Origin of the sequence: Bordetella tumulicola (genome assembly GCF_965138755.1) — a bacterium.
GTDB lineage: Bacteria > Pseudomonadota > Gammaproteobacteria > Burkholderiales > Burkholderiaceae_B > Bordetella_A > Bordetella_A tumulicola.
The window spans coordinates 40,251-66,058 of record NZ_CBCSFP010000010.1; the positions used below are offsets into that span (position 1 = coordinate 40,251).

General features: G+C 61.4%; 20 protein-coding genes. 9 read left to right on the plus strand and 11 right to left on the minus strand.

The features are described 5' to 3' along the window. Positions 1 to 36: 36 nt before the first annotated feature. The 3 genes from ACNAZS_RS20390 to purL all read right to left on the minus strand — a co-directional run bounded on the left by ACNAZS_RS20390 (position 37) and on the right by purL (position 6,315). Positions 37 to 591, minus strand: coding sequence for a DUF1415 domain-containing protein (locus ACNAZS_RS20390; protein WP_415792340.1), 555 nt, complete (start codon positions 589 to 591; stop codon positions 37 to 39). Between the two features lie 22 nt (positions 592 to 613). Beyond that, positions 614 to 2,080 carry a M20 family metallopeptidase gene (locus ACNAZS_RS20395; protein ID WP_415792341.1) on the minus strand — a complete coding sequence of 489 codons (1,467 nt, stop codon included), beginning with the start codon at positions 2,078 to 2,080 and terminating at the stop codon, positions 614 to 616. Between the two features lie 188 nt (positions 2,081 to 2,268). Next, the gene (purL, locus tag ACNAZS_RS20400; protein WP_415792342.1) at positions 2,269 to 6,315 is read right to left on the minus strand and encodes a phosphoribosylformylglycinamidine synthase; all 4,047 of its coding nucleotides are present in this window, start codon (positions 6,313 to 6,315) and stop codon (positions 2,269 to 2,271) included. Between the two features lie 347 nt (positions 6,316 to 6,662). Here purL and ACNAZS_RS20405 point away from each other — a divergent pair, with 347 nt between their 5' ends. The 3 genes from ACNAZS_RS20405 to ACNAZS_RS20415 are packed head-to-tail and all read left to right on the plus strand — an operon-like array spanning position 6,663 to position 9,589. Beyond that, a complete protein-coding gene (locus ACNAZS_RS20405) occupies positions 6,663 to 7,202 on the plus strand; it encodes a TRAP transporter small permease (RefSeq protein ID WP_415792502.1) in 540 nt (179 codons plus the stop codon). Continuing rightward, entirely contained in the window at positions 7,199 to 8,497 is a 1,299-nt protein-coding gene (locus ACNAZS_RS20410) for a TRAP transporter large permease (protein ID WP_415792343.1), read from the plus strand. The genes ACNAZS_RS20405 and ACNAZS_RS20410 overlap by 4 nt, the downstream gene beginning before the upstream one ends. Before the next feature lie 60 nt (positions 8,498 to 8,557). Next, positions 8,558 to 9,589, plus strand: coding sequence for a DctP family TRAP transporter solute-binding subunit (locus tag ACNAZS_RS20415; RefSeq protein WP_415792344.1), 1,032 nt, complete (start codon positions 8,558 to 8,560; stop codon positions 9,587 to 9,589). Between the two features lie 145 nt (positions 9,590 to 9,734). Here ACNAZS_RS20415 and ACNAZS_RS20420 read toward each other — a convergent pair whose 3' ends face one another. Beyond that, positions 9,735 to 10,181, minus strand: a complete 447-nt coding sequence (locus ACNAZS_RS20420) for a winged helix-turn-helix transcriptional regulator (protein ID WP_415792345.1) — start codon at positions 10,179 to 10,181, stop codon at positions 9,735 to 9,737. A gap of 174 nt (positions 10,182 to 10,355) precedes the next feature. On the opposite strand from ACNAZS_RS20420, the gene ACNAZS_RS20425 reads away from it, so the two are divergent. Next, positions 10,356 to 11,540, plus strand: a complete 1,185-nt coding sequence (locus ACNAZS_RS20425) for an MFS transporter (protein ID WP_415792503.1) — start codon at positions 10,356 to 10,358, stop codon at positions 11,538 to 11,540. A gap of 11 nt (positions 11,541 to 11,551) precedes the next feature. Here ACNAZS_RS20425 and greB read toward each other — a convergent pair whose 3' ends face one another. From greB to ACNAZS_RS20460, 7 genes are all read right to left on the minus strand, one after another. Beyond that, positions 11,552 to 12,103 carry a transcription elongation factor GreB gene (gene greB, locus ACNAZS_RS20430; RefSeq protein WP_415792346.1) on the minus strand — a complete coding sequence of 184 codons (552 nt, stop codon included), beginning with the start codon at positions 12,101 to 12,103 and terminating at the stop codon, positions 11,552 to 11,554. 6 nt (positions 12,104 to 12,109) lie between these two features. Next, positions 12,110 to 12,955: a 3',5'-nucleoside bisphosphate phosphatase gene (locus ACNAZS_RS20435; RefSeq protein ID WP_415792347.1), complete on the minus strand. Its 846-nt coding sequence runs from the start codon at positions 12,953 to 12,955 to the stop codon at positions 12,110 to 12,112. 80 nt (positions 12,956 to 13,035) lie between these two features. Further along, positions 13,036 to 13,962 (minus strand): alpha/beta fold hydrolase, encoded by a 927-nt coding sequence (locus ACNAZS_RS20440; RefSeq protein ID WP_415792348.1) that lies wholly within the window; start codon positions 13,960 to 13,962, stop codon positions 13,036 to 13,038. A gap of 50 nt (positions 13,963 to 14,012) precedes the next feature. After that, on the minus strand, positions 14,013 to 16,454 hold the full coding sequence (locus tag ACNAZS_RS20445) for a DNA internalization-related competence protein ComEC/Rec2 (protein ID WP_415792349.1): 2,442 nt from the start codon (positions 16,452 to 16,454) through the stop codon (positions 14,013 to 14,015). A gap of 184 nt (positions 16,455 to 16,638) precedes the next feature. After that, complete coding sequence (locus ACNAZS_RS20450) at positions 16,639 to 17,439, minus strand: TatD family hydrolase (RefSeq protein WP_415792350.1); 801 nt, start codon at positions 17,437 to 17,439, stop codon at positions 16,639 to 16,641. Positions 17,440 to 17,463: 24 nt separating this feature from the next. Further along, the gene (locus ACNAZS_RS20455; protein WP_415792504.1) at positions 17,464 to 18,156 is read right to left on the minus strand and encodes an ABC transporter ATP-binding protein; all 693 of its coding nucleotides are present in this window, start codon (positions 18,154 to 18,156) and stop codon (positions 17,464 to 17,466) included. 7 nt (positions 18,157 to 18,163) lie between these two features. Then, complete coding sequence (locus ACNAZS_RS20460; RefSeq protein ID WP_415792505.1) at positions 18,164 to 19,396, minus strand: lipoprotein-releasing ABC transporter permease subunit; 1,233 nt, start codon at positions 19,394 to 19,396, stop codon at positions 18,164 to 18,166. A 265-nt stretch (positions 19,397 to 19,661) separates the two neighbouring features. Between ACNAZS_RS20460 and ACNAZS_RS20465 the strand changes: the two genes are divergently transcribed. The 5 genes from ACNAZS_RS20465 (at position 19,662) to lysS (ending at position 25,802) form a co-directional block, all read left to right on the plus strand. Beyond that, a complete protein-coding gene (locus tag ACNAZS_RS20465; protein WP_415792351.1) occupies positions 19,662 to 20,633 on the plus strand; it encodes a hypothetical protein in 972 nt (323 codons plus the stop codon). Continuing rightward, positions 20,615 to 22,315 (plus strand): single-stranded-DNA-specific exonuclease RecJ, encoded by a 1,701-nt coding sequence (recJ, locus tag ACNAZS_RS20470; RefSeq protein ID WP_415792352.1) that lies wholly within the window; start codon positions 20,615 to 20,617, stop codon positions 22,313 to 22,315. The genes ACNAZS_RS20465 and recJ overlap by 19 nt, the downstream gene beginning before the upstream one ends. Before the next feature lie 48 nt (positions 22,316 to 22,363). Then, a protein-coding gene (prfB, locus tag ACNAZS_RS20475) for a peptide chain release factor 2 (RefSeq protein ID WP_415792353.1) occupies positions 22,364 to 23,468 on the plus strand; the annotation gives its coding sequence in 2 pieces (ribosomal slippage) (positions 22,364 to 22,444 and positions 22,446 to 23,468; 1,104 coding nt in all). A gap of 48 nt (positions 23,469 to 23,516) precedes the next feature. Further along, on the plus strand, positions 23,517 to 24,272 hold the full coding sequence (locus ACNAZS_RS20480; RefSeq protein WP_415792354.1) for an SDR family oxidoreductase: 756 nt from the start codon (positions 23,517 to 23,519) through the stop codon (positions 24,270 to 24,272). 6 nt (positions 24,273 to 24,278) lie between these two features. Next, the gene (lysS, locus tag ACNAZS_RS20485) at positions 24,279 to 25,802 is read left to right on the plus strand and encodes a lysine--tRNA ligase (protein WP_415792355.1); all 1,524 of its coding nucleotides are present in this window, start codon (positions 24,279 to 24,281) and stop codon (positions 25,800 to 25,802) included. The last annotated feature ends 6 nt before the right edge of the window (positions 25,803 to 25,808 follow it).

The window sequence follows — 25,808 nt, forward strand, 5'->3', positions numbered from 1 at the left end:
CAAATGGCCGGGATTGATCCCGGCCATTTGCATTGGCTATCCCGCCATCAGTTTGCACCAGCCGTCCCATCCCAGGCGCTGTAGCGTACTGATGTTCTTTTCGTAGATTTCTGAGGCATCCGAGAACGCTTCGACCGCGCGATCGATGCTGTCTTCGCGCAAGAGATGCAAGATCGGATGCGGCGAACGGTTGGTACAGTTTTCGATATCGTCGGGCTCCGTATCGGCAAACTGAAAATCCGGGTGGAACGTGGCCACCTGCAGATCGCCTACCAGACGCATGCGTTTGAGCAGGCGCTCGGTATTGTCCTCAAAATCGTTGAACTCATAAAAATCGCCCAACGCATCCGGCAACACCAGCAAGGTGGTATCGATCTGGTTCGGATCGGCCTGCGAGATCAATAGCAGCTCGCTTTCCAGATCGGTCAGAACACCCTCGGCGTCGGTTGCATCGCTGACGGCGTAGCGAATCTGGTTCTTGACGTGTACGGCCTTGGCAAACGGACAGAGGTTCAGGCCGATCACGGCCCGCTCCACCCATAAACGCGTGTCGTCGATAATGCGCTGATAAGCGCCGTCGGTGTGAATCATAGGTCTAGGTGCAAGCCACTGATCAGACTGGCAGGGCCGCCATGATTTGTGCCACCGATGCTGTCAGTCTCTTGCCGTAGGGCACGTGCAGAAACTCGTTGGGGCCATGGGCATTGGAGCGCGGTCCCAATACGCCGCAAACCATGAACTGCGCTTTGGGAAAACCCTCTTGCAGCAAGCTCATCAACGGAATCGTGCCACCCTGCCCGATATAGCCGCACGGCGCATCATAGTACTGGCGCGACGCCGCATCCAGGGCTTGCGTCAGCCAGGCCTCGGACGCGGGTGCATTCCAGCCGGTCGCGCTGTGCTCCGCCTTGAAGATGACCTTGGCGTTGTAAGGCGAGTCTGCCTCTAGCAACTGCTTGATTTCATCCGACGCCGCCGCGGCGTCGATCAACGGTGGCAGGCGCAACGACAGCTTGAACGAGGTGCGCGGACGCAGCACGTTACCGGCGCTCGACAGCGGTGGCAGCCCTTCGGCGCCGGTCACTGACAAGGTCGGGCGCCAAGTGCGATTGAGCAAAGCCTCTTCGGGCGCGGAGGTCATGGGCAACACAAAGCTGCCGTCGCCACCACAGCTCCAGGGGAAACGGCGCCAGACCTCGTCACCCAGAACGCGAGCGGTTTCGCGCACTTGTTCTTGGCGGTCCGTCGGAATTTCGCAATGCAGGCTTTGTGGCAACAGGCGACCGGTGCCACTGTCTTCGAGGCGATCGAGCAGATGACGCAAAATTCGGAAACTGGAGGGCACCACGCCACTGGAGTCGCCGGAATGCACGCCTTCGTCGAGCACTTGCACCTCGAGCGCGCCCGCGACCATGCCGCGTAGCGAGGTTGTCATCCACAATTGATCGTAGTTACCAGCGCCGGAGTCCAGACAGAGGACGAGGGCCACATTGCCCAACCGGTCGCGCAACGCATCGACGTAGGGCAGCAAATCGTAGCTGCCTGATTCTTCACAGGTCTCGACGATACCGACGCAGCGCGGGCGAGGAATACCCTGCGCATCGAGCGCCATGATGGCGGTGATCGACGCGTAGATGGCATAGCCGTCATCAGCGCCGCCGCGGCCATAGAGCTTGCCGTCCTCGTATTTGGGCGTCCAGGGACCCAGATCTGAGCGCCAGCCCGAGAATTCGGGTTGTTTGTCCAGATGGCCATACAGCAGCACGGTATCGCCGTTGTCTGCCCGCGTGGCGGGCACATCGAAAAAGATGACGGGGGTACGGCCCGGCAGGCGCACGATCTCGAGCTTCAGGCCCGATACCTTGCGTGACTCGACCCACTGCGACGCATCGCGCACGACCCGCTCGAGGTATGCGTTTTGCTCCCAGTCGGCATCAAAAGCCGGGCTTTTGGCCGGCACAGCGATGTAGTCCGTCAGGGCCGGGATGATTTCATCGTCCCACTGGCGATCCACAAACGCCTGCAGGGCATCCGGGTCGAGGGTGGACGGCAAAGCGTCGTCGGGAATGCGGGCATTCATGGCAGGGTCCTATACGAAGAAGAGCAAACCTTGATTCTATGCCTCGCCGCCCAAAGTCGACAACCGCCATCGGTGTTGGTGCAACGTGAGAATGTCCGGTGTGGACGGACATTTCTATTTAGCGTTGACGGCCGCCATCGCCACCGCACCGCCGGGCAGCCATCAGGCTCGGCGGGCGGTGGTACGGATCAGCCCACCCACACCCGTGCGTTGCGGAACATGCGCATCCAGGGCGTATAGGCGCCACCACTATCGGCATCGCCCCATTCGGGCGGCGCCCACGACATCATCACGTTGCGCGTGACGCGTTCGGGGTGCGGCATGATCACGGTAAAGCGTCCATCGGCCGTCGTCACCGAGGTTTGCCCATCAGGGCTGCCGTTGGGATTAAAGGGGTACGCTTCGGTGGCATTGCCGTGGTGATCGATAAAGCGCGCGGCCACCAGCACTTTGCCGGCATCGCCTTGCTTGGTGTAGTCGGCATAGCCTTCGCCGTGCGCGACCGCCACGGGGACACGGGTGCCCTCCATGTCCTTGAAGAAGATCGAGGGCGACTTTGCCAGCTCGACCAGCGACAAACGGGCCTCGTACTTTTCCGATTGGTTGCGGGTAAAGCGCGGCCAGAACTCGGCGCCAGGGATCATCGGGGCCAGGGCAGCCATCATCTGGCAGCCGTTACACACACCCAGCCCAAAAGTATCGGGACGGGCGAAATAGGCCGCGAACTGATCTGACAGGCGGCTGTTGAAACGAATGGTGCGCGCCCAGCCTTCTCCTGCCCCCAACACGTCGCCATAGCTAAAACCACCGACGGCGACCAGGCCTTGCATGGTGCTCAGATCGATGCGTCCCGCCAACAGGTCGGTCATGTGGACATCGACAGCATCAAACCCGGCCGTGTCAAAGGCCCATGCCATTTCGACCTGGCTATTGCAGCCCTGCTCACGCAAGATCGCGACACGCGGGCGCTTGCCCGTGGCAATGAACGGCGCGGCGATATCTTCCTGGGGATTGAATGTCACGCGCGGCGACAAACCGGGATCGGTGACGTCGTTCCATGTATCGAGCTCTGCCTGTGCGCAAGCGGGATTGTCGCGGCGCGCCATAATGCGATAACTCACATCGCTCCAGGCACGGCCCAGATCGGCACGCGGTTGACTCCAGATTTTTTTACCATCACGATAAAACTCGACAGTATCCGAGCCATTCAAACCACCGATCACATGCGAATGCGCCGAGAGGCCCGCGCCGCGCAGCACCTGCAAAACCGCGTCGCGCTGCGCCGCCGGCACTTGAATCACCGCGCCGGCCTCTTCGGTAAACAACGCCTTGAGCGTCAGTTCGTCACGCTGCACGGCGACCTGCTCGGGACGGATTTTATAGTCGCCCCAATCCGCCGAGTTGGCATCGAAGGTCAACATGTCGAGGTTGACGGAAATACCGGTACGTCCGGCAAAAGCCATTTCGCACAGCGTGGCAAACAGACCTCCATCGGAACGGTCGTGATAGGCCAGCAACACACCCGCCTCGGCCAAGGTACGGATGGTCACGAAAAACGCGCGCAAGTCTTGCGGGTTGTCGATATCCGGCACGCTCTCGCCGACCTGGTTGTAGGCCTGTGCCAGGATAGAGCCACCCATGCGATGACGACCACGGCCCAGATCGATCACGATCAGGACGCTGTCGCCCACGTCGGCGCGCAACTGCGGCGTCAGGCTGGCCCGGGCATCGCCCACCGGCGCGAATGCCGTCACGATCAGCGATACCGGTGCCACGACCTGACGATTTTCACCGTCCTGATTCCAGGAGGTTTTCATGGACAAAGAGTCTTTACCGACCGGAATCGACAGGCCCGTTGCCTGGCAAAGCTCGCTGACGGCAGACACCGTATCAAACAAGGCAGCGTCCTGACCGTCCACCCCGCAGGCCGCCATCCAGTTAGCCGACAGTTTGATGTCTTCGAGGCGCGCCACATCGGCGGCCACCAGGTTGGTCAGGGCTTCGGCAACTGCCATGCGGCCCGATGCCGGCGCATTCAGCACGGCCAGCGGCGTGCGTTCACCCATGGCCATCGCCTCGCCACGGAAACCCTCGTAATCGGCTAGTGTGACAGCGCAATCCGCCACCGGGATTTGCCATGGCCCCACCATCTGATCGCGGCTGGACAGTCCACCAACGGTACGGTCACCAATAGTGATCAGGAACGACTTGTTTGCCACGGTAGGGTGACGCAACACGCGGTATGCCGCCTCGGTCAGATCAATGCCCACTAAATCCAGGGGCTCTGATACACCCGGCATGCGCTGCACGTCGCGCGTCATGCGCGGCGGCTTACCTAAAATGACATCGATCGGCACATCGACAGGACGTGCGCTGGCGTCGTCCGCCGCGACCGGGGTATCCAGGCCCGGCAGGCCCTCGCCGTCAACCACGCGCAGTTGGCGCTCTTCGGTCGCCACGCCCACGACAGCATAAGGACAACGCTCGCGACGCGCGATCGCGTCAAAGCGCTCCAGGTCCTGGGGCAAGATCGACAGCACGTAGCGCTCTTGCGATTCGTTGCTCCAGATCTCGGCTGGTGACAGACCGGACTCCTCGAGCGGCACGCGTTTGAGGTCAAACACGGCGCCACGGCCGGCGTCGTTGACCAACTCGGGGAATGCGTTGGACAAGCCACCCGCGCCCACGTCGTGGATCGCCAGGATGGGGTTGTCGGTGCCCTGCTGCCAGCAACGGTCGATGACCTCTTGGGCACGGCGTTCGATTTCGGGGTTGCCACGCTGCACCGAGTTGAAATCGAGTTCGGCGGCGTTGCTGCCCATGCTGATGCTGGAGGCCGCCCCTCCCCCCATGCCAATACGAAAGCCCGGGCCACCTAACTGGATCAGCAAAGCCCCCGGGGGAATGATTTCTTTGTGGGTCAACTCGGCATCGATGCTGCCCAATCCGCCCGCGATCATGATGGGCTTGTGATAGCCCCAGCGCGTATCGCCCGCCGTTTGCTCGTAGGTACGGAAATAGCCCAGCAGGTTCGGTCGACCGAATTCGTTATTAAATGCCGCACCACCGATCGGCCCGTCGATCATGATGGACAAGGGCGAGGCGATGCGATCGGGCAAGCCATGATGATCGCTTTCCCAGGGTTGCAAGGCATCGGGAAAACGCAAGTGCGACACGGTGAAGCCCGTGAGGCCGGCCTTGGGCTTGGAGCCGCGGCCGGTCGCGCCCTCGTCGCGGATTTCACCGCCCGCACCCGTGGCGGCCCCCGGGAATGGCGCAATCGCCGTAGGGTGGTTATGCGTCTCGACCTTCATCAAGGTATGCACGGTGGCATCGCGGCGTACGTAGCGCGCGGCATCGCCTCCCTGACCGTCGGCCAGCGGCACCCCTGCTTGAAAGCGCTGCGCCGCTCCGCCTTCCATGACGGCGGCGTTGTCGGAATACGCGACCACGGTGCCTTGCGGCTGTGCTTTGTGCGTGGCACGAATCATGCCGAACAGGGTTTCCGATTGCGGCTGACCGTCGATCACCCACTGCGCGTTAAAAATCTTGTGGCGGCAATGTTCGCTATTGGCCTGGGCGAACATCATCAACTCGACATCGGTGGGATCACGCCCCAGGCTGGTAAACGATTGCGCCAGGTAGTCGACCTCGTCCTCTGACAACGCCAGGCCCAGCGCGGTATTGGCCTCGACCAGGGCATCACGCCCTTGAGCCAGGACGGCTACCGTGCGCATGGGTTTGCCCGCAAGCACCTGGAACAAGGCTTGCCCATCGAACTCCGAACCAACCACGGTTTCGGTCATGCGGTCATGCAGGCAATCGGCCGCACGCGCCAGCATGGCGTCGTCCAGTGACTTCGCCCCCAGCAGCCCGCGCTCGGGCACCAGAAAATAGCGCACCCCGCGTTCAACACGACGCACCGAGGCCAACCCGCAGTTGTGGGCAATGTCCGTGGCCTTGCTGGCCCAGGGAGAAATCGTGCCCAGACGCGGAATCACCAGCAACGCGAGGCTCTTGGCAGGCGCGTCGGCAGCGGCGACGCCGTAGTCCAGCAGTTGGGTCAATTGCTGCTGTTGGCCGTCATCCAACTCGGCATCCGTGCAAATGAAGTGCTCGTAGCGGGCGCTGACGTCCGCGATGGGCAGGCCGGCCTCTTGCAGTTGTGCCAGCAAACGCTCGCGACGAAAGGCGGAAAGAACTGAAGAACCGGGCAAATGCTGGACGAGAGACACGATGCGGGCGCCGTTTGGTAGGTGAAAAGGAGCAAAACGGAGATTTTACCTTCTCAGGGATATCCCCGAGCGAATTCCCCCAATATCGCCGCATGAACAAAATTTGGTCGAGTTACAAAATTATTCAACACCGCTTGGCATCGAAATGATGCAACGCATCAAATCCCCCGATTTTCCAGAGAAACAGGCAGATCATTCGACCCTTTTCAGTCATTAGAATCGGGCCTGTTTTTTGCACTGCAATATGTTGCGAAAGTCCCCCACCCACGGGAAAACACGCACTAACGTAGAGCCAGACGAACGGTAGCATGCTGCGATCCTGGCCCTATTCCAAGCTGCTGTTGCCCATGTCCCGCCCTGACGTCTCCGTCGACTCGACCGATCCGGTCCAACCCATCCTCCCCATAGAATCTGACCCCGACGTCAAAGTCCCGCTGGCGATCGAAGACTGGCTGGCGGTCAGCATACTGGCGGTGCTCGCCCTGATCACCTTCACCAACGTATTGGTGCGCTACTTCAGCGACCAATCGTTTGCCTGGACAGAAGAAATCTCGGTGTTCCTCTTGATCGTGCTGACCATGGCGGGCGGCAGTAGCGCCTTTGTCCGAAATCATCATATCCGCATCGAAGCCGTCGCCGACAAGGGTTCACCGTCACGACAGCGCCGCCTGGCGATTCTCTCGCACACGGTCGTTCTGCTGTTTTTCATCTTGCTGACCGTACTGTCCGCACGCCTGGTGATGGATGAATACCGGTATGAGGAAACGTCGCCCGCCATCGGCGTGCCGACGTGGTGGTATTCGATCTGGCTGCCCACCATGGGAACAGCGATCGTGCTGCGTATCGTCGGCATCCTGCGCCGCCTGTTGCGGAGCAACGTCCAATGATCGCCGCGCTGCTCTTTGTCGCTTTTGCCATCCTGATGATCATCGGTGTACCGGTCTGCGTTGCGTTGGGCGTGGCCGGTACGCTGGCGATTGTCCTGTCGAATCAGGACGTCGCGTGGTTCGGGCTGTTGGCGGTACCACAGAATTTTTATGCGGGCCTGGCCAAATACCCGCTGCTCGCCATTCCGATGTTTGTGCTGGTCGGCTCTATTTTTGATCGCTCGGGCGTCGCGCGCCGTTTGGTCGATCTCGCCATTGCGATCGTGGGCCGAGGCCCGGGCATGCTGCCCTTGATCGCTATTGCAGTCGCCATGTTCCTGGGGGGAATCTCGGGGTCCGGCCCCGCCTGCGCCGCCGCGGTGGGCGCCGTCATGATCGCCGCCATGTCGCGTGCCGGTTATCCCGCGCCGTTTTCCGCATCGGTCGTCGCTGCCGGCGCCGCCACGGACATTCTGATTCCGCCTTCCATTGCCTTCATTATTTATTCGGTATTGGTCCCAGGCGCGTCGGTGCCGGCGCTCTTCGCGGCGGGCATGGTGCCTGGCATTTTGGCGGGCATTGCCCTCATCGTGCCGGCCGTCTGGCTGTCGCGCAAACACAAGATGGGCGCACTGGAATCCCATCTACCCCGCCCTCCTTTTTGGGCCAGTTTGCGCGAAGCCGTTTGGGGCCTGGCCGCGCCGGTGCTGATTTTGGGCGGGATGCGCCTGGGCTGGTTCACGCCGACAGAAGCCGCCGTGGTGGCGGTGTTCTACGGCTTGTTCGTTGGCATGTTCATCCATCGCACGATCAAGCCGCGCGACCTGTTCATCATTTTCCGCGAGGCGGCTGAACTCTCGGCCGTCATCATGATGGTGGTCGCCCTGGCCGGCATCTTTGCCTGGGCGCTCTCCACGCTGAGCATCATCGATCCCATCACCCACGCGATCGTCAACTCGGGATTGGGCGAATGGGGCGTGCTGGCCTTGCTGGTCGTGCTGTTGATGGTCATGGGAATGTTCCTGGACGGCATCTCGATTTTTCTGATTTTTGTGCCGTTGCTCATGCCCATCGCGAACGCCTATGGCTGGGACCCCGTTTGGTTTGGCGTCATCCTGACATTGAAGGTCGCGCTGGGTCAATTTACCCCACCGCTGGCCGTCAATCTGATGGTATCTTGCCGTATCGCCCGGGTCCCCATGGAGTCGACCATCCCATGGGTGCTATGGCTGCTGGGTGCGATGTTCCTGGTGCTGGTCGCGGTGTTGGTATTCCCCCAACTGGCGTTGTGGTTGCCGCATCATCTGGGGTACTGATCACGTGCCTGACCGATTTATTGAAAACACATAATTCCATATCCACAAGGAGACAATCTCATGAAGCTACGCAATCTGATCAGCGCCGCCCTGTGTGCGGCAGCCGCGCTGGCCCTCACGCCAGCGCATGCCCAAAAAAACTACAAATCGGAATACAAGCTCTCCATCGTCGTCGGCACGAGTTTCCCGTGGGGCCAGGGCGCCGTGATCTGGTCCGACCTGGTACGCGAGCGCACCGATGGCCGAATCAACATCAAAGTCTATCCCGGCACGTCGCTGGTACAAGGCGACCAGACGCGCGAATTCACCGCCATCCGTCAGGGCATTATCGACATGGCCGTCGGCTCGACTATTAACTGGTCGCCGCAAGTCAAACAACTGAACCTGTTCTCGCTGCCTTTCCTGATGCCCGACTACGCGGCCATCGACGCCTTGGTACAAGGCGAAGTCGGCAAAGAGCTGTTCAAAGTCATCGAGAAAGCCGGCGTTGTGCCCCTCGCCTGGGGCGAAAACGGCTACCGCCAACTGAGCAACTCGCGTCACGTCGTCGCCAAGCCCGAAGACCTAAAAGGCCTGAAGCTGCGTGTTGTCGGCTCACCGCTCTACATCGACACGTTCACGGCCTTGGGCGCCAATCCGACGCAAATGAGCTGGGCCGATGCGCAACCCGCGCTGGCGAGCGGCGCCGTCGATGGACAGGAAAACCCGCTATCGATCTACACCGGCGCCAAGCTCTACGACGTCTCGCAAAAATACCTGACACTGTGGAATTACGTGTCCGACCCGCTGGTTTTTGTCGTGAACCGCGAAGTCTGGGAATCCTGGTCTGAAGAGGATCGCAAAATCGTACGCGAAGCCGCCCTCGAAGCCGGCAAGAAAGAAATCGTGATCGCCCGCAAAGGGGTCACGCCGGAAGACCCATCGCTACTCAAGGAAATCGAAGGCCATGGCGTTACCGTCACCACACTGACCGAAGCGCAACATGCGGCCTTCGTCGCTATCACCAAGCCGGTCTACGACAAGTGGAAACCGCGCGTCGGCGAGGATCTGGTGAACCTGGCCGAAAAGTCGATCGCCGCCCGCAAGAAATAAGCAGCAGCCCAGGGGATCTGGCGGCATCAGCCGCCAACCAGGAGATGCGGCCGCCAGAGCCGCCTCCAGCACGGACGCCGAATGGCGTCCGTGTTTTTTGTGGGAACGGGTGCAGGCTCGTGGTATCCATCGCTCGCGAAGAAACCTAAGACCGCTTGCGCACCTCGGTAGCTACCGGCGACAAAGCGCCGCCGTCTTTCGCCCGTGGCGTCATCAAAGGCACGGGTTTGCCCGTACCCTTGTCAATCAGCACCGAATGCCCTTCGCCACGCCGGAACAGGTGCCTTTCTCCCCATTGCCGTAGCGCCACCACCACAGGGAACAAACTTTCCCCTTTCGCCGTCAGCACATACTCCTGATACGAGGTGCCATCCGACGCCGCCCGCATTTCCAGGATGCCGATGTCGACCAACTTGCGCAGGCGGTCGGACAGAATGTTGCGAGCCACGCCTAAGCTACGTTGAAAATCACCGAAGCGGCGCATGCCATCGAAGGCATCACGCACGATAAGCAGCGACCAGCGGTCTCCCACCACATCAACAGAGCGCGCAACGGGACAGGGTTCGTCATTCATGAGTTTGCGGGGTGGCATCACATCTCTCGATCATTCTTTACCGTTCTACTAGTTGCATTTTAAAACTACATCACCTAGCATTCAACTAGTTTTGTTTTGAAACCAGATTAGAGGAACCCTGCCATGATGAACACTGCTTGCGTTGCGATCGGTTCTCCCCAGGATGGCCGCGCCGCAGCGACGACAGCGAGGATGCCTCGCGGCCTCATCATTCTGTTTGCCACGGCAAGTGGACTGAGTGTGGCGAACGTGTACTACGCACAACCGTTGCTCGATGCGTTGGCATTGGAGTTCCGGATCAGTCATGCCGCCGTGGGTGGCGTCGTTACCGCGACGCAACTCGGCTGCGCACTGGCCTTGCTACTGCTGGTGCCACTGGGGGACTTGATCGAACGCCGCCGGCTGATGGCAATACAGCTCCTCGCGCTCGTCGCCTCACTCGTAGCCGTGGGGTTGGCGCAATCGGTCATGGGACTATTGGCCGGCGTACTGGGTGTGGGCCTACTGGGCACCGCCATGACGCAGGGACTGATTGCGTACGCGGCCAGCGCCGCCGCCGCCAACGAGCAGGGACGCGTGGTAGGTGCGGCACAAAGCGGCGTGTTCATTGGCCTGTTACTGGCAAGGGTATTCGCCGGAGGGATCAGCGATCTGGCCGGCTGGCGCGGCGTGTACTTCTGCGCCGCTGCGCTCATGCTGGCCATCGCTGTGCCTCTGTGGCGGCGATTGCCATCCGTACCTGTTAGCACCAACAAGATGAGCTACCCACGCCTGCTCGCCTCTATGCTGATCTTGCTGCGTCAAGAACGCGTACTGCAAGTACGCGGCATACTGGCACTATTGATGTTTGCGGCATTCAACGTCTTTTGGAGTGCTCTCGTACTGCCGTTGAGCGCGCCACCCTATCAGTTTTCACACACCGTCATCGGCGCCTTCGGTTTGGTTGGCGTGGTGGGTGCGCTCATCGCAACGCATGCGGGACGGTGGGCCGACCGAGGATATAGCCAGCGCACCAGCGCAATAGCGCTCGCCCTACTCCTGCTGGCGTGGTGGCCACTGTCGCTGATGTCATGGTCGCTATGGACCCTCGTAGTGGGTATTGTGCTGCTCGACCTGGGCGGTCAGGCGTTACACGTTACCAACCAGAGCTTGATCTTTCGTACACGGCCCGAAGCCCACAGCCGGTTGGTAGGTCTTTACATGCTGTTCTATGCCGTGGGCAGTGGGCTGGGCGCAATCGGCGCCACCACGACGTATGCCTATGCCGGCTGGCAAGGAGTATGCCTGCTAGGCTCAGCCGTCAGCCTGCTTGCCCTACTATTCTGGTGGATGACTCGGCGAATCCTGCCCGTAGCGCCGCCTTCGACCCGAAGCTGAAAGTCGTAAACCTACTCGGGATATTGCACTTCCAGAATATCGAGTTCTTCTATGCCACCCGGTGTGCGCAGGACAACGGTGTCTCCTTCGCGAGCCTTGATCAGGGCGCGCGCCACCGGGGAAATCCAGCTGATTTTCCCGGCCAGAGGCTCGGCTTCGTCGACACCGACAATTGTGACGACATGAGTATCGCCCGTCTTGTCCGAATAAGTAACGGTGGCGCCGAAAAACACCTGATCGCGATTCGGTTGCACGGCGGGATCGACAACCTCGGCGATATCCAGACGTTTGGTCAAAAAGCGCATGCGCCGATCGATCTCTCGCAGACGTTTCTTGCCATATAAATAATCGCCATTTTCTGAGCGATCACCGTTGGACGCGGCCCACGACACGACCTGCACCACGGCCGGCCGCTCGACATTCATCAACTGCACAAGCTCGTCACGCAGGCGAGCATACCCCGCTGGCGTCATGTAGTTGCGCGTTCCCGCAGGCAATGCTTGCGCGTCCGGCAAATCCTCGTCGTCGTCGCGATCCGACTCTTTAACAAAAGCCTTGTTCATGATTTTTTAGAACCAGCCGTGCCAGACTGGCTTTAAGTCATCCGGTAAGGGGGGCAATGTGCCTAGATCCGCCTTGCTTTCAGTCGGGCTATGGAAATCGGAACCCCGCGACGATAAAAATCCAAAACGCCGCGCCACACCCGCGTAATGACGCGCCTCGTCAGCCGTATGGCTGCCCGTGACGACCTCTATGCCGACACCGCCGAGTTGTAAAAACTCGTCGAACAGCGCATTGAATTGCAGCAACGAATACTTGTAGCGCCCGGGATGCGCAATCACGGCGCGCCCGCCAGCGCCCACGATCCAGGTGACAGCTTGCTCGAGCGTCGCCCATTGCATCGGCACGTGTCCCGGACAATCATCGCCCAAGTATTTGTTGAAGACGGTCTGCACGTCGGGGCAATAGCCCGCCTGGACCAAATAGCGCGCAAAATGCGTGCGACTGACCAACTCGGGATTGCCTGCCAGGGGAATTGCCCCCTCATAAGCGCCGGGCATGCCCATATCGGCCAGGCGTTCGCCCATGCGATGCGCCCGCTCGGCGCGGCCTGAACGCGTATGGCGCAGGCCTTCCACCAGAGCGGTGTTTTGGGGGTCAAACCCCAAGCCAACAATATGCACGGTCTGGCCCGCCCACGTCACGGAAATCTCGCTCCCCGTGATGAACTGCATACCCACGTCGCGCGCGGCATCGCCGGCCTGCGCTACGCCTCCGACCTCGTCGTGATCAGTCAGCGCCCAGACATCCACGCCATTGGCGTGCGCACGCCGTGCCACCTCGGCCGGCGGTAAAACACCGTCCGATACGGTGGAATGACAATGCAAGTCGATGTTTAGCGAAGTGGCGTACATATGATCTATTGTACGGCGGTCGCAGCCGGTCGTCGCCCCTACCAAAACAAGCACCTCCACCGACCCTTTAGCGCCCTCTTTTAGCGACCCAATAAAAAGCGCGCGACCGGATCGATTTGCGCCTCGTCCATGAGTGTCGGCGCATGCCCAACACCGGGTATCGTCACCAGACTGGCTCGGGGATGACGGGCCAGCATTTCGTTGGCGGTCGCTTCGGAGAGCAAATCAGACTCGGCGCCGCGCATGATCAGCACCGGGCAATCCAGCGTTTCGTAAGCATTCCACAAAATCTGTTCACCCGTGGAATACGCCTCGGCGGCCTGCGATGCCAGCGGCAGGGCTAAATTCAAGTCGTAGTGCTTGACCCACTTGGCACCGCGCTGCACATACACATGGCGCGAGAGTTCTTCCCATTGTACGTCCGTATGCGGCCCGAACGGCGCGGAGGCCTCGCGCACAGCCTGCACGGCCTGGGCAAAGGATTCAAACTCGCCTGACTGGCCGACGTATTGACCGATACGCCCCAGCGCTACCGGATCCAGGCGCGGCCCCACATCATTGAGAACCATGCGGTCGAAATGGATGTCTTGATCGGCGGCCCAAGCCTGCGGACGAGGCTGCGTGGCGTGCATCATCCGGGCGAAAGTGGCGATACCTGCGAGGCCCAGGCCAATCAGCCCCCCCATCGAGGTGCCCACCCACGACAGCGACGCGGGCCGCAATCGCGCGATCAACGTCACCATGTCGCTGACATACTGCGGCACGCTATACAGCGCGGGGGTCGACAACCAATCGGAACGGCCACGCCCAACGACATCAGGACAAACAACCCGAAAATCACTCGCCAGCGATTGGGCAAGACGATCAAAATCACGCCCCGTGCGTGTCAGTCCGTGGACGCATAACAAGACACGGTCATTATCGGGATCCCCCCATTCGGTATAGGCCATACGATGCAGTCCTGCCGGGCTGGCACATGTGACAAAATCGAATCGAGGTTCCGACATAAGAGCTCCTGCGCGGGAGAAGGGATTCCACATCTTATAGCAGGCGCATATTAATGCGGATCGCGGTGCCAATATCGCCGCGAGACTTGTGCCTGCGCCCGCACATGCAGCCCCGACGCATCGGACGTGGCGACGACGGCGCCATGATGATCGGTACGCCAAAAACGCGCCCCCGCATCCAACCACCGCTGCTGCACCACTGGCGCGGGATGCCGGAAGCGATTCATATATCCCGCCTGCGCGATGACGTGCGCCGCGTCGCTGGCGCGTACGAGGGCATCACTGGATGATGTCGTTGAACCATGATGCGGCGCGATCATGACGTCAACACGCGGCAGAGCAGACGTGAAACGACGCTCCTGCGCCACACCGATATCGCCGGGTAATAACGCGGTGTGTTGGTGCCCTTGGATGAACAACACGCAACTGCGTGCATTACCCGGCGCATCTCGCTGATCCAGTGCATCGGGATGCAAGAACCGGAATCTCACACCATCGACCTCCCACGTATGATCGATCTCGCAAAGGCGCATGGACGCCGGCGTACGCGGCACGACATTACTGCCGGACATCGCTGCGCCGCGCGCGCGTTTGCGCAATAACGCCGCGAGATCAAATGAAGCATACGACTGTCGTACTGGCAATGCGGCCAGGACACTGGTCAAGCCACCCGAGTGGTCCATATCCGCATGCGACACCACCAGGCCATCCAGGGACCGGTAGCCGCGTGCGCGCAGAAATGGGGCCACGACCCGCTCGCCGGCATCGGTCGCCAACCCACCACCAGGACCGGTATCAAACAACCACACTTGCGTTGCGGTCTCGATGACCAACGCGGCGCCCTGCCCGACATCCAATGCCGTTAGCGTCCAGTAACCCGGCGCGGGACGCTCGGGACGCCAGCACAGCATCGGCAGCATCAACAACCACCCCGCCGCACGGACGGGCCACCCTGATGGTTGCAAGGCCCATGCGACACCAGACAGAGCCAACATCATCCATGGCCACGGTGCTGCTGCGACGTCCAGCACGGCCCAATCGGACGTGCTCATCCAGGTGACCAGCACCATCATGGTGTCAAAGATGGCATGCCCGACGACACCCGAAAGGTGCGCCAATATCTGTAACCCGGGGACCGCGCCAAATATGGCACATACCAGGGCCAGTGGTGTCACCAAAAAGCTGACGATGGGAATGGCATACACGTTGACGAGCGGCGAAGCCAACGACACCTGATTCATCAAATAAGCCAGCAAGGGCACCAAGCCCAGCGTGATCGCAGACTGTACCCAACCGAACTCCACCAATATGGACCGCAGCCTGGCGCGCCAACCAGGTCGTCGTGTCGATGCGCCGGACGCCATGCACGCACCAACCTTGAGCAACATCGCCACCGCGCCAAACGACAGCCAGAAACCGGCCGCCAGGGTCGACCAAGGATCGAGCAAGCACACGGCGGCCCCCGCCAAGGCCAAAATACGCGAGGGCGACAGTGGCAAGCGCGCGATGGCGGCCAGAGCGACCACGGCCAACATGAAAAAGGTACGGCGGGCAGGGACACCCCACCCGGCTAGCAAGCAATACAGCAACGCCACACACAAAGCCGCTGCCGCTCCCACAACCTGTGCGGGTAGATATTCCGCTACGCCCGTGCCACGCCATCGCGCACGCCGCCAAAGAAATACCGTGAATACACCGCCGACCGCCGCAATCAGCGTGACGTGCATTCCACTGATCGAGACCAAATGCGTGATACCGCTGCGATTGAATATTTGCCAGTCCTCGCGAGCGACGGCGGCCTGGTCCCCCATCGCCAAGGCAATTAGCACGGGCGCGTAACGACGATCGCCCAAAGCCTGCTGCATCCCTTGCCGCACCCAATGGCGCACGCGTTCGATCAGAATGCCAGCACTGCTCCAGGGCTCGTCGCGCAGCAAATGCGGCACACCGCGTACGGTGGCGGTCGCACGAACGCCGAGTGCGAATAATCGGCCCTCGGCGTCGTAGCCATGCGGGTTACGCACCGCATGGGGATAACGCAGTATCAGCGCCATCCGCCAAACCTGGCCGGGCTTTAGATCAGGTAACGTCGCATCGGGTAAGGCGTGCCACCCCACCGAAATACGCGACGGAATGCCAGCGGGGCGATCCTCATCCAACTCGACCATAAAACGTCGGTGTTTGGCATCGCCCTGCGGCAAATCGGCAATGCGCACGACCAAACGACTGACCACGTCATGATGTCGATCGGCCAGTCCATCGTCGAGGCGGCGCTGTGCCTGCCAGATCGCCGATACCACGCCGACGTAGATACCAAACACGGCGGCAGCAATACACCCTGCAATGCGCAACACCGTAGACCATCGCGACGGCATGCCCACAGGCCGATACACGTGACGCAATGTGCCACACAGTACTATCACGGTCGTGACAATGGCCAGCGCATCCAGCGCCAGCCAACGTTGCCGCGGCAAGACCGACAGCGTCTGCACCCATCCCGACCCCGCCACAACCCCCAACAAACACAAACGACCAGTGATGTTCGACTCCCAAAGCGAACAGCTTAGGCCGTGGCTTGGTTATCGAATGAATCAGTGAGCAGAAATGTCCGTGCGTAGTTGCTGCAAAGTTTCGGCGCACATGATCAGCACCACCGATATCGATGCTGAATTGCGCTTAAACCGCCAGACGCGGCAGCACTCGCCGTGCGGTAGCCGTCGTGGTCGCTTCGATGTCCGCGATGCTCTGCCCCCTTAGCGTTGCAAGCACCTGGGCAATACGAGGCAACTGATCAGGCGCATTGCGCCGATTGGGTGCGTACAACCACGCGGGCGGAATATCGGGCGCGTCGGTTTCCAGAACAAGATGATCGAATCCGATTTCGACGGCGTGCCGACGGATCTGCAAGGCTCGGGGATACGTCATCGCCCCGCCCAGCCCCAAGGCAAAGCCCCGGTCGACAAAGGTTCGTGCTTGCTGTGCGCTGCCATTAAACGCGTGAGCGATGCCACCCGGCACGCCGGTGCGACGGCGCAGGTATTTCATGAGTACATCCTGAGAACGGCGCACGTGCAGCAATACGGGTAGATTGAATTCCGCCGCCAAGGCCAACTGCGCATCGTAGAAATATTCCTGGCGTTCGCGCGGCTTGCCGGAGGCGATTTCCGCGACAAAAAAATCCAGGCCGATTTCGCCGATGGCAACGAAGCGCGGATCATCCAATGCGGTGGCCACCGCTTGGCGCAAAACATCGAGATCGGACGCTTGGGCACGTGCGACATAGAGCGGATGAATGCCTAGCGCATAGGCCCCGCCGGGAATCTGTGCCGCCAGATTGCGGACCGTACCAAAATTGGCGCATTCGACCGCGGGAATCACGATTCCGCGGACATTGGCCGCCCACGCTGACTCGGCTACTTGAATTCGGTCGGAATCGAATTCTGCAGCATCAAGATGGCAATGCGTGTCGATCAGCATGGCGGCCTGCCCCCCGCAAGTGGACTACCCGGAAACGAGTTGCCCGCGCTCCATCAGCAACTGGCGATCGGCGCGTGCGGCCAATTCGACGTCGTGCGTCACGATGGCAAATGCGGTGCCCGACTCACGATTGAGCTGGGTCAACAACTCGAACATTTTATGCGCGGTGCCGCGATCCAGGTTGCCCGTCGGCTCGTCGGCCAATATGCAAGCCGGCCGCGTGACCAGGGCGCGGGCCAGCGCGACACGCTGACGTTCGCCACCGGACAGTTGCCCCGGATAATGCCCTTCGCGTTCGGCCAGCCCCACCAGTGACAACACGTTGCGCGCCGCCTCGCGGGCAGTATCGCGATTTTCGCGTCGCACGATCAGCGGCATCGCGACGTTGTCCAAAGCGGAAAACTCGGACAACAGATGATGAAATTGATAGACGAAACCCAGACTGCGATTACGCAACGTACTTTTCTGGCTCTCGGACAAGCCCGCTGCCAAGGTCCCATCGACCGTGACTTGGCCTGAGCTGGGTACGTCCAGCAACCCCAGGATGTGCAGCAGGGTGCTTTTGCCTGAGCCCGAAGCCCCCACAATCGCCACCATCTCGCCGCGCTCGACCGTCAGGCTGACGTTGTCCAGCACTTGAATGCGGGCGGGGCCTTCGTCGTAGACCTTGGACAGGCCGCTGGCCTGCAAGGCGGGAGTATCGCGCGTCGGCGTCAATACGGTATCAGTCATGGCGCAGCACCTGAGCGGGTTGCAGGCGCGATGCGCGCCAACTCGGATACAGGGTCGCCAGCAAGGACAGCACCAGCGACGTCACGGCGATCACAATGACGTCACGCGACTGCAGATCCGAGGGGAGTTCGCTAATGAAATAAATTTCGCGCGGCAGAAAGTGAACGCCGAGCAGGCTTTCGATGAACGGCACGATGACGTCCACGTTATAGCCAATCAGCATGCCAAGCGCCACGCCCAGGGCCGTACCCACTACGCCAATCAGCATGCCCTGTACCAGGAAAATACGGGCGATGACACCGGGTCCGGCGCCCAAGGTGCGCAGAATCGCGATGTCGGATTGCTTATCTTTGACCACCATCACGAGCGACGACAGCAAGTTGAACGCAGCCACTGCAACGATAATCGCCAGGATCAGGAACATCATGCGTTTTTCAGTCTGCACCGCGGCAAACCAGGTGCGGTTGTTGCGTGACCAATCGCTAGCCATCACATAGGGAGGCAAGGTCTTGGACAGCTCGACAGCGACTTGGGGCGCACGCTGCATGTCCTGAATCCGCAACCGCACGCCACCGGTACCGCTGTCGCGGAACACGCGAGCGGCATCTTCGGTGTCGACAAAGGCCAGGCTCGAGTCGTACTCATAGTGACCAGACGCGAACGTGCCCACCACGGTGAACTGCCGCATGCGGGGGGTAAAACCCGCCGGGCTGATGGAACCCTGGGGGGCCAACATCATCAGCGTATCGCCGACAGCCACCCCTAGCATGTTGGCCAGATCATTGCCGAGAATCACCCCAAAACCGCCGGGTTTCAGGTCGGAGAGCTTGCCAGTGACTATCTGCTTGGGGATATCGGAGACCTGCCCTTCGAGCTCGGGATCGATACCGCGAACCTGCACGCCGCGCAGGGCTTGCCCGCGCGCCACCATGGCTTGCGCGGCCACAAAGGGCGCGGCGCCTTTGACCTCGGGATTGCGCTCGGCAATGTCGGCGAATTGGCGCCATTGCTCCACGACCCGCTCGGGCGAAGCCCCCGGGATATATAGCTCGATGTGCGGCAACACCGACAGCATGCGATCACGCACTTCCTTTTGAAAGCCGTTCATCACGGAGAGCACCACGATCAGGGCAGCAACGCCCAGCGCAATACCCACCATGGAACTGGCAGAGATAAAGGAAATAAAGCCGTCGCGGCGCCCGCGGCGCTTGCGGATTCGGGCCAGACCCGCATAGCGGGCGCCGATCCATAGTTCGTAAGGTAATTTCAGCACGCGTGCATTATGGCATTAACGAAGGTGTGAGTTTGAGCGCACCCCCCATCAGCGGTTCCCGGAATGCGCCCCGCCTCTGGACACGCATCGTCACCAGACGTTCCAAGACCCTACACGCTCGGGGTCACAGGACGTTGCGGGGTGTGGCCCACCCCGTGCGCTGCGAGGCGCTCCCAACCCGGCTGCCGGATCGCCCTTAACGACTACAATCATCGCCATGCTTATTGTGATTCCGGGTGCGCTACCCTCCTTGCCTGTTGCCGCCGAACTGGCCCGACTGCTTCCGCAGCGAGCGCCGGTACTACACGGATGGTTGCAAGCCGCCATCGCCCAAGTCGAGGCCTTCGACGCGCGCGCGCAAGGCTGTACGCCGTTTGAAGCCTGGCAATTGGAGCAAGCGGGCTATCGGCCTGCTGCGGGGACGCCCATAGGCGCTGGGCTGGGACCGCTCTTGGCGGGACCGGCGGTCACGGACGATCAGCCGGTATGGCTGGCGGAGCTCGCGCATCTGTCCCTGGGCACAGACCAGGCCACATTGGTGGATCCCGACCTGATGGATATCCGTGAGGACGAGGCCCAGGCCCTATTGCTCGCGGCGCGTCCCAGCATCGAGGGTGCGGGTTTCGGAGTAACGGCCCTGGCGCCACAGCGCTGGCGCTTGACATTGCCCGACGACGTACAACCCCGCACGGCCAGCCCTGCCGTCGTCTCCGGACGACCGCTGCGCGACTGGTGGACCCAGGATGCCGCCATGCGTCCCTGGCGACGCCTGGTCAACGAGATACAAATGGCCTGGTACGAACATCCGGCCAACGAGGATCGCGCGGCGCGCGGACTGCCCCCCATCAACGCGCTCTGGTTATATGGCGGCGCTGCCACCTGGCCCGGCGCCACCGCCACGGGGCATGCCAGCGCGGAGGCCGCGGCGACGCCCCACCTCTTCACGACGCTTGATGCCGCCCACCGCGCCCAGGATTGGGCCGCTTGGCTGGACGCGCTCACGCAACTGGACACACAGCATCTGCGCCCCTTGGGCGGCGCGTCCGGTTTGCCTACGCAACCGGTACAACTCATTCTGCTGGGCGCCGACCGGCGCGCCACGCTGACTTTACAACCGCGCAACCGCCTGCTCGCCTGGCTACCGGCGCCTAAAAAGAACTGGAATACCTGGTGGTCTCGCCCCGTCTAACTGTCCGATCGACCAATCACGATGCCCGCCAAATCCTGGAAGCCGCAGGCATCCATCCGCTATTGGCCCGGCTGTGGGCAGCGCGCGGCATCACCCGCCCCGAGCAGACCCGCCTGGCGTGGCCCGCGCTCATTCCGCCCAGTGGCTTGACTCACGTCGATGACGCCGCCCGCATCCTGGCCGACGCCATCGCCGAGGGTAAACGGCTGCTCATCGTGGCCGATTACGACTGTGACGGCGCGACGGCCTGCGCCGTCGGATTGCGAGCCCTGAGGGCATTTGGGGCAAACGTCGATTTTTTGGTGCCCAACCGCTTTGAAACCGGCTATGGTCTGTCGCCCGCGGTCGTCGATCTGGCCTGCAAGCATCACAACGGCAAACCGGACCTGATCATCACGGTCGACAACGGAATCGCCAGCGTAGATGGTGTCGCAGCCGCCAACGCGGCCGGCATCGGCGTGGTCGTCACCGACCATCACCTGCCCGGCGACACCCTGCCTGACGCGCTAGCGCTGGTCAACCCGAATCAGCCCGGCTGCGGCTTCCCCTCCAAAAACTTGGCGGGCGTCGGGGTCATTTTCTACGTCATGCTTGCCGTGCGCGCAGAACTGCGCCGCCGCGGCGTTTACCCGCCCGACGGTGGCCCGCGCCTGGATGCGCTGTCAGACCTGGTCGCGCTGGGCACCGTGGCCGACGTCGTCAAGCTCGACAACAACAACCGTCTGCTCGTCACGCAAGGCCTGCAACGCATGCGTACGGGCCGAATGCAGCCCGGCTTGCGTGCCCTCTTTGCCGTCGCCTCGCGCGAACCGCGCAATGCCAGCGGCTTTGACCTGGGCTTTGCGGTGGGGCCGCGCATTAACGCGGCCGGCCGGTTGGCCGATATGAGCCTGGGCATTGCCTGCCTGACCACCGATGACGAAGCCGACGCGCTAGACATGGCGCGCCAACTGGACCAGATCAACCGTGAACGCCGCGGCATCGAGGCCGAAATGCGCGAACAGGCGCTGGCCGCCATGGAGAACGCGGGCGCCGCGCCCGGCGCGACGGTCTGCGTATTTGATCCCGGCTGGCACCAAGGTGTGGTCGGGCTGGTGGCCTCGCGCCTGAAAGAAAAATTCTGGCGTCCCACACTGGCTTTTGCCCCCGCAGACGATGACGAGATCCGCGGATCGGGCCGTTCTATCCCCGATGTCCACTTGCGAGACGTGCTGGATCTCGTGTCCAAACGCCACCCGGGACTGATCCGCAAATTTGGCGGGCATGCGATGGCGGCCGGCCTGACGCTGGGCCGCCAGGATTTTGCGATGTTCGCGCCCGCCTTTGATGCCGCGGTCCAGGAGCTCACCGGCCGCGACCATTTCGAACCGATGCTGGAAACGGACGGCTCACTGGAAACCGGCTACGCCAATGCCGACGTGGCGACGTTGTTACAACAACAGGTCTGGGGTGCGGGCTTTGCTCCCCCGCTGTTTTTGGACGAATTCATCGTACGCAATCAGCGTCTGGTCGGCGAAAAGCACCTGAAACTGTCCCTGGAACGCGGCCATCAGCGCTTTGACGCGATCTGGTTCGGGCACGACCAGTCACTGCCCGAACATGTGCAAATCGCGTATCGCCTGGAACCCAATGTCTGGAACGGCGTGGTGTCGGCGCAGCTCGTCGTCGAGCACGCCGAGTAATCCACGCTAAAATGCTGGGTTTCGCACTAATAGCTATCAGGAAGCACCATGGAAGCCGAACGCCAAAACCAGCTCGCTGCCCGCCTCGCCGACTACGCGGAGCGCGAGCAGGCGCTACGGGGGTATCTTTGACTACGATCTGAAGGCCGAACGCCTGCAGGTCGTAAACGCGGAACTCGAAGACCCCGCCGTCTGGAATGACCCCAAACACGCCCAGGATCTGGGTCGTGAAAAGAAGTCCCTCGAGGACGTCGTCGAAACGCTGAGCGCGCTGCGCAGCGGCGTATCCGATGCTTACGAGCTTTTCGAGATGGCCGCCGCCGATGACGACGACGACACCCTCGAATCCATCGAAGGCGACGCCAACGGTTTCCAGCAACAACTCGAAGGTCTCGAGTTCCGCCGCATGTTCTCGAATCCCGCCGATCCGCTGAACTGCTTCCTGGACATCCAAGCGGGCGCAGGCGGCACCGAAGCTCAGGACTGGGCCTCGATGCTGTTGCGGCAATATCTGAAATACGCGGAACGCAAGGGCTTCAAGGCCGAGGTCCTCGAAGAATCCGACGGCGAAGTCGCGGGCATAAAGTCCGCGACCATCAAGCTCGAAGGCGAGTACGCATTTGGTTTTCTGCGCACCGAGACCGGCGTGCACCGCCTGGTGCGCAAGAGCCCATTCGACTCGTCTGGCGGTCGTCACACGTCGTTCGCCAGTGTATTCGTCTACCCCGAGATCGACGAATCGTTCGAAATCGAAGTCAATCCGGCCGATTTGCGGGTGGACACCTATCGCGCCAGTGGCGCGGGCGGCCAGCACATCAACAAGACCGACTCGGCCGTACGCTTGACCCACATACCCAGCGGCATTGTGGTGCAGTGCCAGAACGACCGCTCCCAGCACCGCAACCGTGCCGAAGCCATGCAGATGCTGAAATCCAAGCTCTACGAGCTGGAGATGCGCAACCGCATGGCCGAACAGCAAAAGCTCGAAGACTCCAAGACCGATGTGGGTTGGGGCCATCAGATCCGCTCATACGTGCTCGACCAAAGCCGTATCAAAGATCTGCGCACCAACGTCGAAATATCCAACACCCAGAAGGTACTGGATGGCGACCTGGATCCCTTCATTCAAGCCAGCCTGAAGCAAGGCGTGTGATCTCATGGGCGCCCCATCCGGGCGCCCTATTCCTCAAGAGGCAAGCGCATGACCAATACGATTGCAATCCTGACTGGCGCCTCGCGCGGCATTGGCGCCGGGCTGGCACGCGGGCTGCTCCGCCCGGGCACGCAGCTCATCACCCTGGCTCGCCGCGCCGATCCCGACCTGGCCGCGCAAGCACAGGCCAAGGGCGTGCCGCTCGAGCAAATACAAGTCGACCTGTCCGATTTGCAGGCCGCCGAGCAAACCGCCGAACGACTCTGCAAAGCCCTGCCCCGCAACGCCGCGCGCTATCTGCTGATCAATAACGCCGGCACCGTCAAGCCCGTCGCAGCCGCAGGCGAACTCACGGATAGCGCCGTGATCAACATCGCCTTCAATCTGAACGTATCGGCGGTCATGCTGCTGACAGCGCGTTTCGTGGCCACGGTACAAGATCTGCAAGCTGACCGACGCGTCCTGAATATTTCATCGGGAGCCGGCCGCAATCCGAACGCAGGCTGGGGCGTATATTGCGCCACCAAAGCCGCGCTCGATATGTACACCCGTGTACTCAAGCAAGAACAAGGCGCCGACGGTGTACGCACGGTTGCCTTGGCTCCTGGCATCGTCGACACCGGCATGCAGGAAACGATCCGCGCCAGCGATCCCAGCAGCTTTCCGGCGCTTGAAAAATTCCGGGAATTCCATGCGACGGGCAAGCTAGCGGCGCCCGACGCCGTCGCTACCCAGATCCTGGCCTATCTCGACCGTGACGATTTCGGCACCACCGAAATCGACGACATCCGCAATTACGACTGATCCACCATGACCGACCACACGCCCGCCGCCCCGTCCACCCAAGATGAAAACCGCTTGATTGCCGAACGGCGCGCCAAACTGACCAAGCTGCGCGAAACCGGTGTCGCCTATCCCAACGACTTTGTTCCGGATGCGCGCGCCGCCGACCTGCACCGCCAGTACGACGACCACGAACAACAATCCCTGGCCGATGCCGGCGTGCAAGCCAAAGTCGCGGGCCGCATGATGCTCAAACGCGTCATGGGCAAAGCCAGCTTCGCCACCGTGCAAGACAGTACGGGCCGTATTCAGATCTATCTGGAACGCGGTACCCTGGGCGACGACGTCTATGCGGCATTCAAGCAATGGGACATCGGCGACATCATCGCCATCGAAGGGTCGGTTTTCAAGACCAACAAGGGCGAGCTCTCGATACACGCCAACACGGCGCGCCTGTTGTCGAAATCGCTGCGACCGCTGCCTGACAAGTTCCATGGGGTGGCTGACCAGGAGCTACGCTACCGCCAGCGTTATGTCGACCTCATCATGACCGAGGGCACCCGGCGTACCTTCGAAATGCGCAGCAAAGCCATCGGCAGCATCCGCCAGGTGATGCTGGATGCGGGCTTTCTCGAAGTCGAAACGCCGATGCTGCACCCCATTCCTGGAGGCGCGGCGGCCAAACCGTTCGTCACCCATCACAATGCGCTCGACATGGAAATGTTCTTGCGCATCGCGCCCGAGCTCTACCTCAAGCGCCTGATCGTGGGTGGTTTCGAGCGCGTCTTCGAGATCAACCGCAATTTCCGTAACGAAGGGGTGAGCCCGCGCCACAACCCTGAGTTCACCATGATGGAATTCTACGCGGCCTATGCGGATTACCGCTGGCTGATGGACTTCACTGAACAGATCATCCGCCAGGCCGCCGTCGCCGCCACGGGTAGTGCCGTCCTGACCTATCAAGATCGCGAGCTGGATCTCTCCAGGCCCTTTGACCGCTTGACGATCTGCGAAGCCATTCTGAAATACACCACCGGCTATACCCAGGCGCAGCTCGACGACGCCGATTTTGTGCGTGCGGAATTAAAGAAAAAGGGCGCCGACGTAGAGGGCCCTGTCCTGTCGCGCGCGGGCCTGGGCGCCCTGCAACTGGCCTTGTTCGAAGAAACGGCCGAATCCCAGCTGTGGAACCCCACCTACATCGTTGACTACCCAATCGAAGTCTCGCCCCTGGCGCGTGCCTCGGACACGCGTCCCGGCATCACGGAACGCTTTGAGCTGTTCATGACAGGCCGTGAAATCGCCAACGGTTTCTCTGAGCTGAACGATCCCGAAGATCAGGCCGAGCGTTTCCGCTCACAGGTCGAAGCCAAAGATGCGGGCGACGAAGAAGCCATGTTCTACGACGCAGACTACATCCGCGCACTAGAGTACGGCATGCCTCCCACTGGCGGCTGCGGCATCGGCATCGACCGGCTGATCATGCTGCTGACCGATAGCGCCACCATTCGCGACGTCCTGCTGTTCCCGCACCTGCGCCGCGAAGACTGACCGGAG

Coding starts and splice junctions, on each gene's coding strand:
- ACNAZS_RS20415 (WP_415792344.1), top strand. CDS start 8,558: ATGAAGCTACGCAATCTGATCAGCGCCGCCCTGTGTGCGGCAGCCGCG.
- ACNAZS_RS20390 (WP_415792340.1), bottom strand. CDS start 591: ATGATTCACACCGACGGCGCTTATCAGCGCATTATCGACGACACGCGT.
- greB (WP_415792346.1), bottom strand. CDS start 12,103: ATGAACAAGGCTTTTGTTAAAGAGTCGGATCGCGACGACGACGAGGAT.
- ACNAZS_RS20405 (WP_415792502.1), top strand. CDS start 6,663: ATGTCCCGCCCTGACGTCTCCGTCGACTCGACCGATCCGGTCCAACCC.
- ACNAZS_RS20440 (WP_415792348.1), bottom strand. CDS start 13,962: ATGTCGGAACCTCGATTCGATTTTGTCACATGTGCCAGCCCGGCAGGA.
- ACNAZS_RS20435 (WP_415792347.1), bottom strand. CDS start 12,955: ATGTACGCCACTTCGCTAAACATCGACTTGCATTGTCATTCCACCGTA.
- ACNAZS_RS20450 (WP_415792350.1), bottom strand. CDS start 17,439: ATGCTGATCGACACGCATTGCCATCTTGATGCTGCAGAATTCGATTCC.
- ACNAZS_RS20395 (WP_415792341.1), bottom strand. CDS start 2,080: ATGAATGCCCGCATTCCCGACGACGCTTTGCCGTCCACCCTCGACCCG.
- ACNAZS_RS20425 (WP_415792503.1), top strand. CDS start 10,356: ATGCCTCGCGGCCTCATCATTCTGTTTGCCACGGCAAGTGGACTGAGT.
- ACNAZS_RS20465 (WP_415792351.1), top strand. CDS start 19,662: ATGCTTATTGTGATTCCGGGTGCGCTACCCTCCTTGCCTGTTGCCGCC.
- ACNAZS_RS20420 (WP_415792345.1), bottom strand. CDS start 10,181: ATGCCACCCCGCAAACTCATGAATGACGAACCCTGTCCCGTTGCGCGC.
- ACNAZS_RS20410 (WP_415792343.1), top strand. CDS start 7,199: ATGATCGCCGCGCTGCTCTTTGTCGCTTTTGCCATCCTGATGATCATC.
- ACNAZS_RS20480 (WP_415792354.1), top strand. CDS start 23,517: ATGACCAATACGATTGCAATCCTGACTGGCGCCTCGCGCGGCATTGGC.
- lysS (WP_415792355.1), top strand. CDS start 24,279: ATGACCGACCACACGCCCGCCGCCCCGTCCACCCAAGATGAAAACCGC.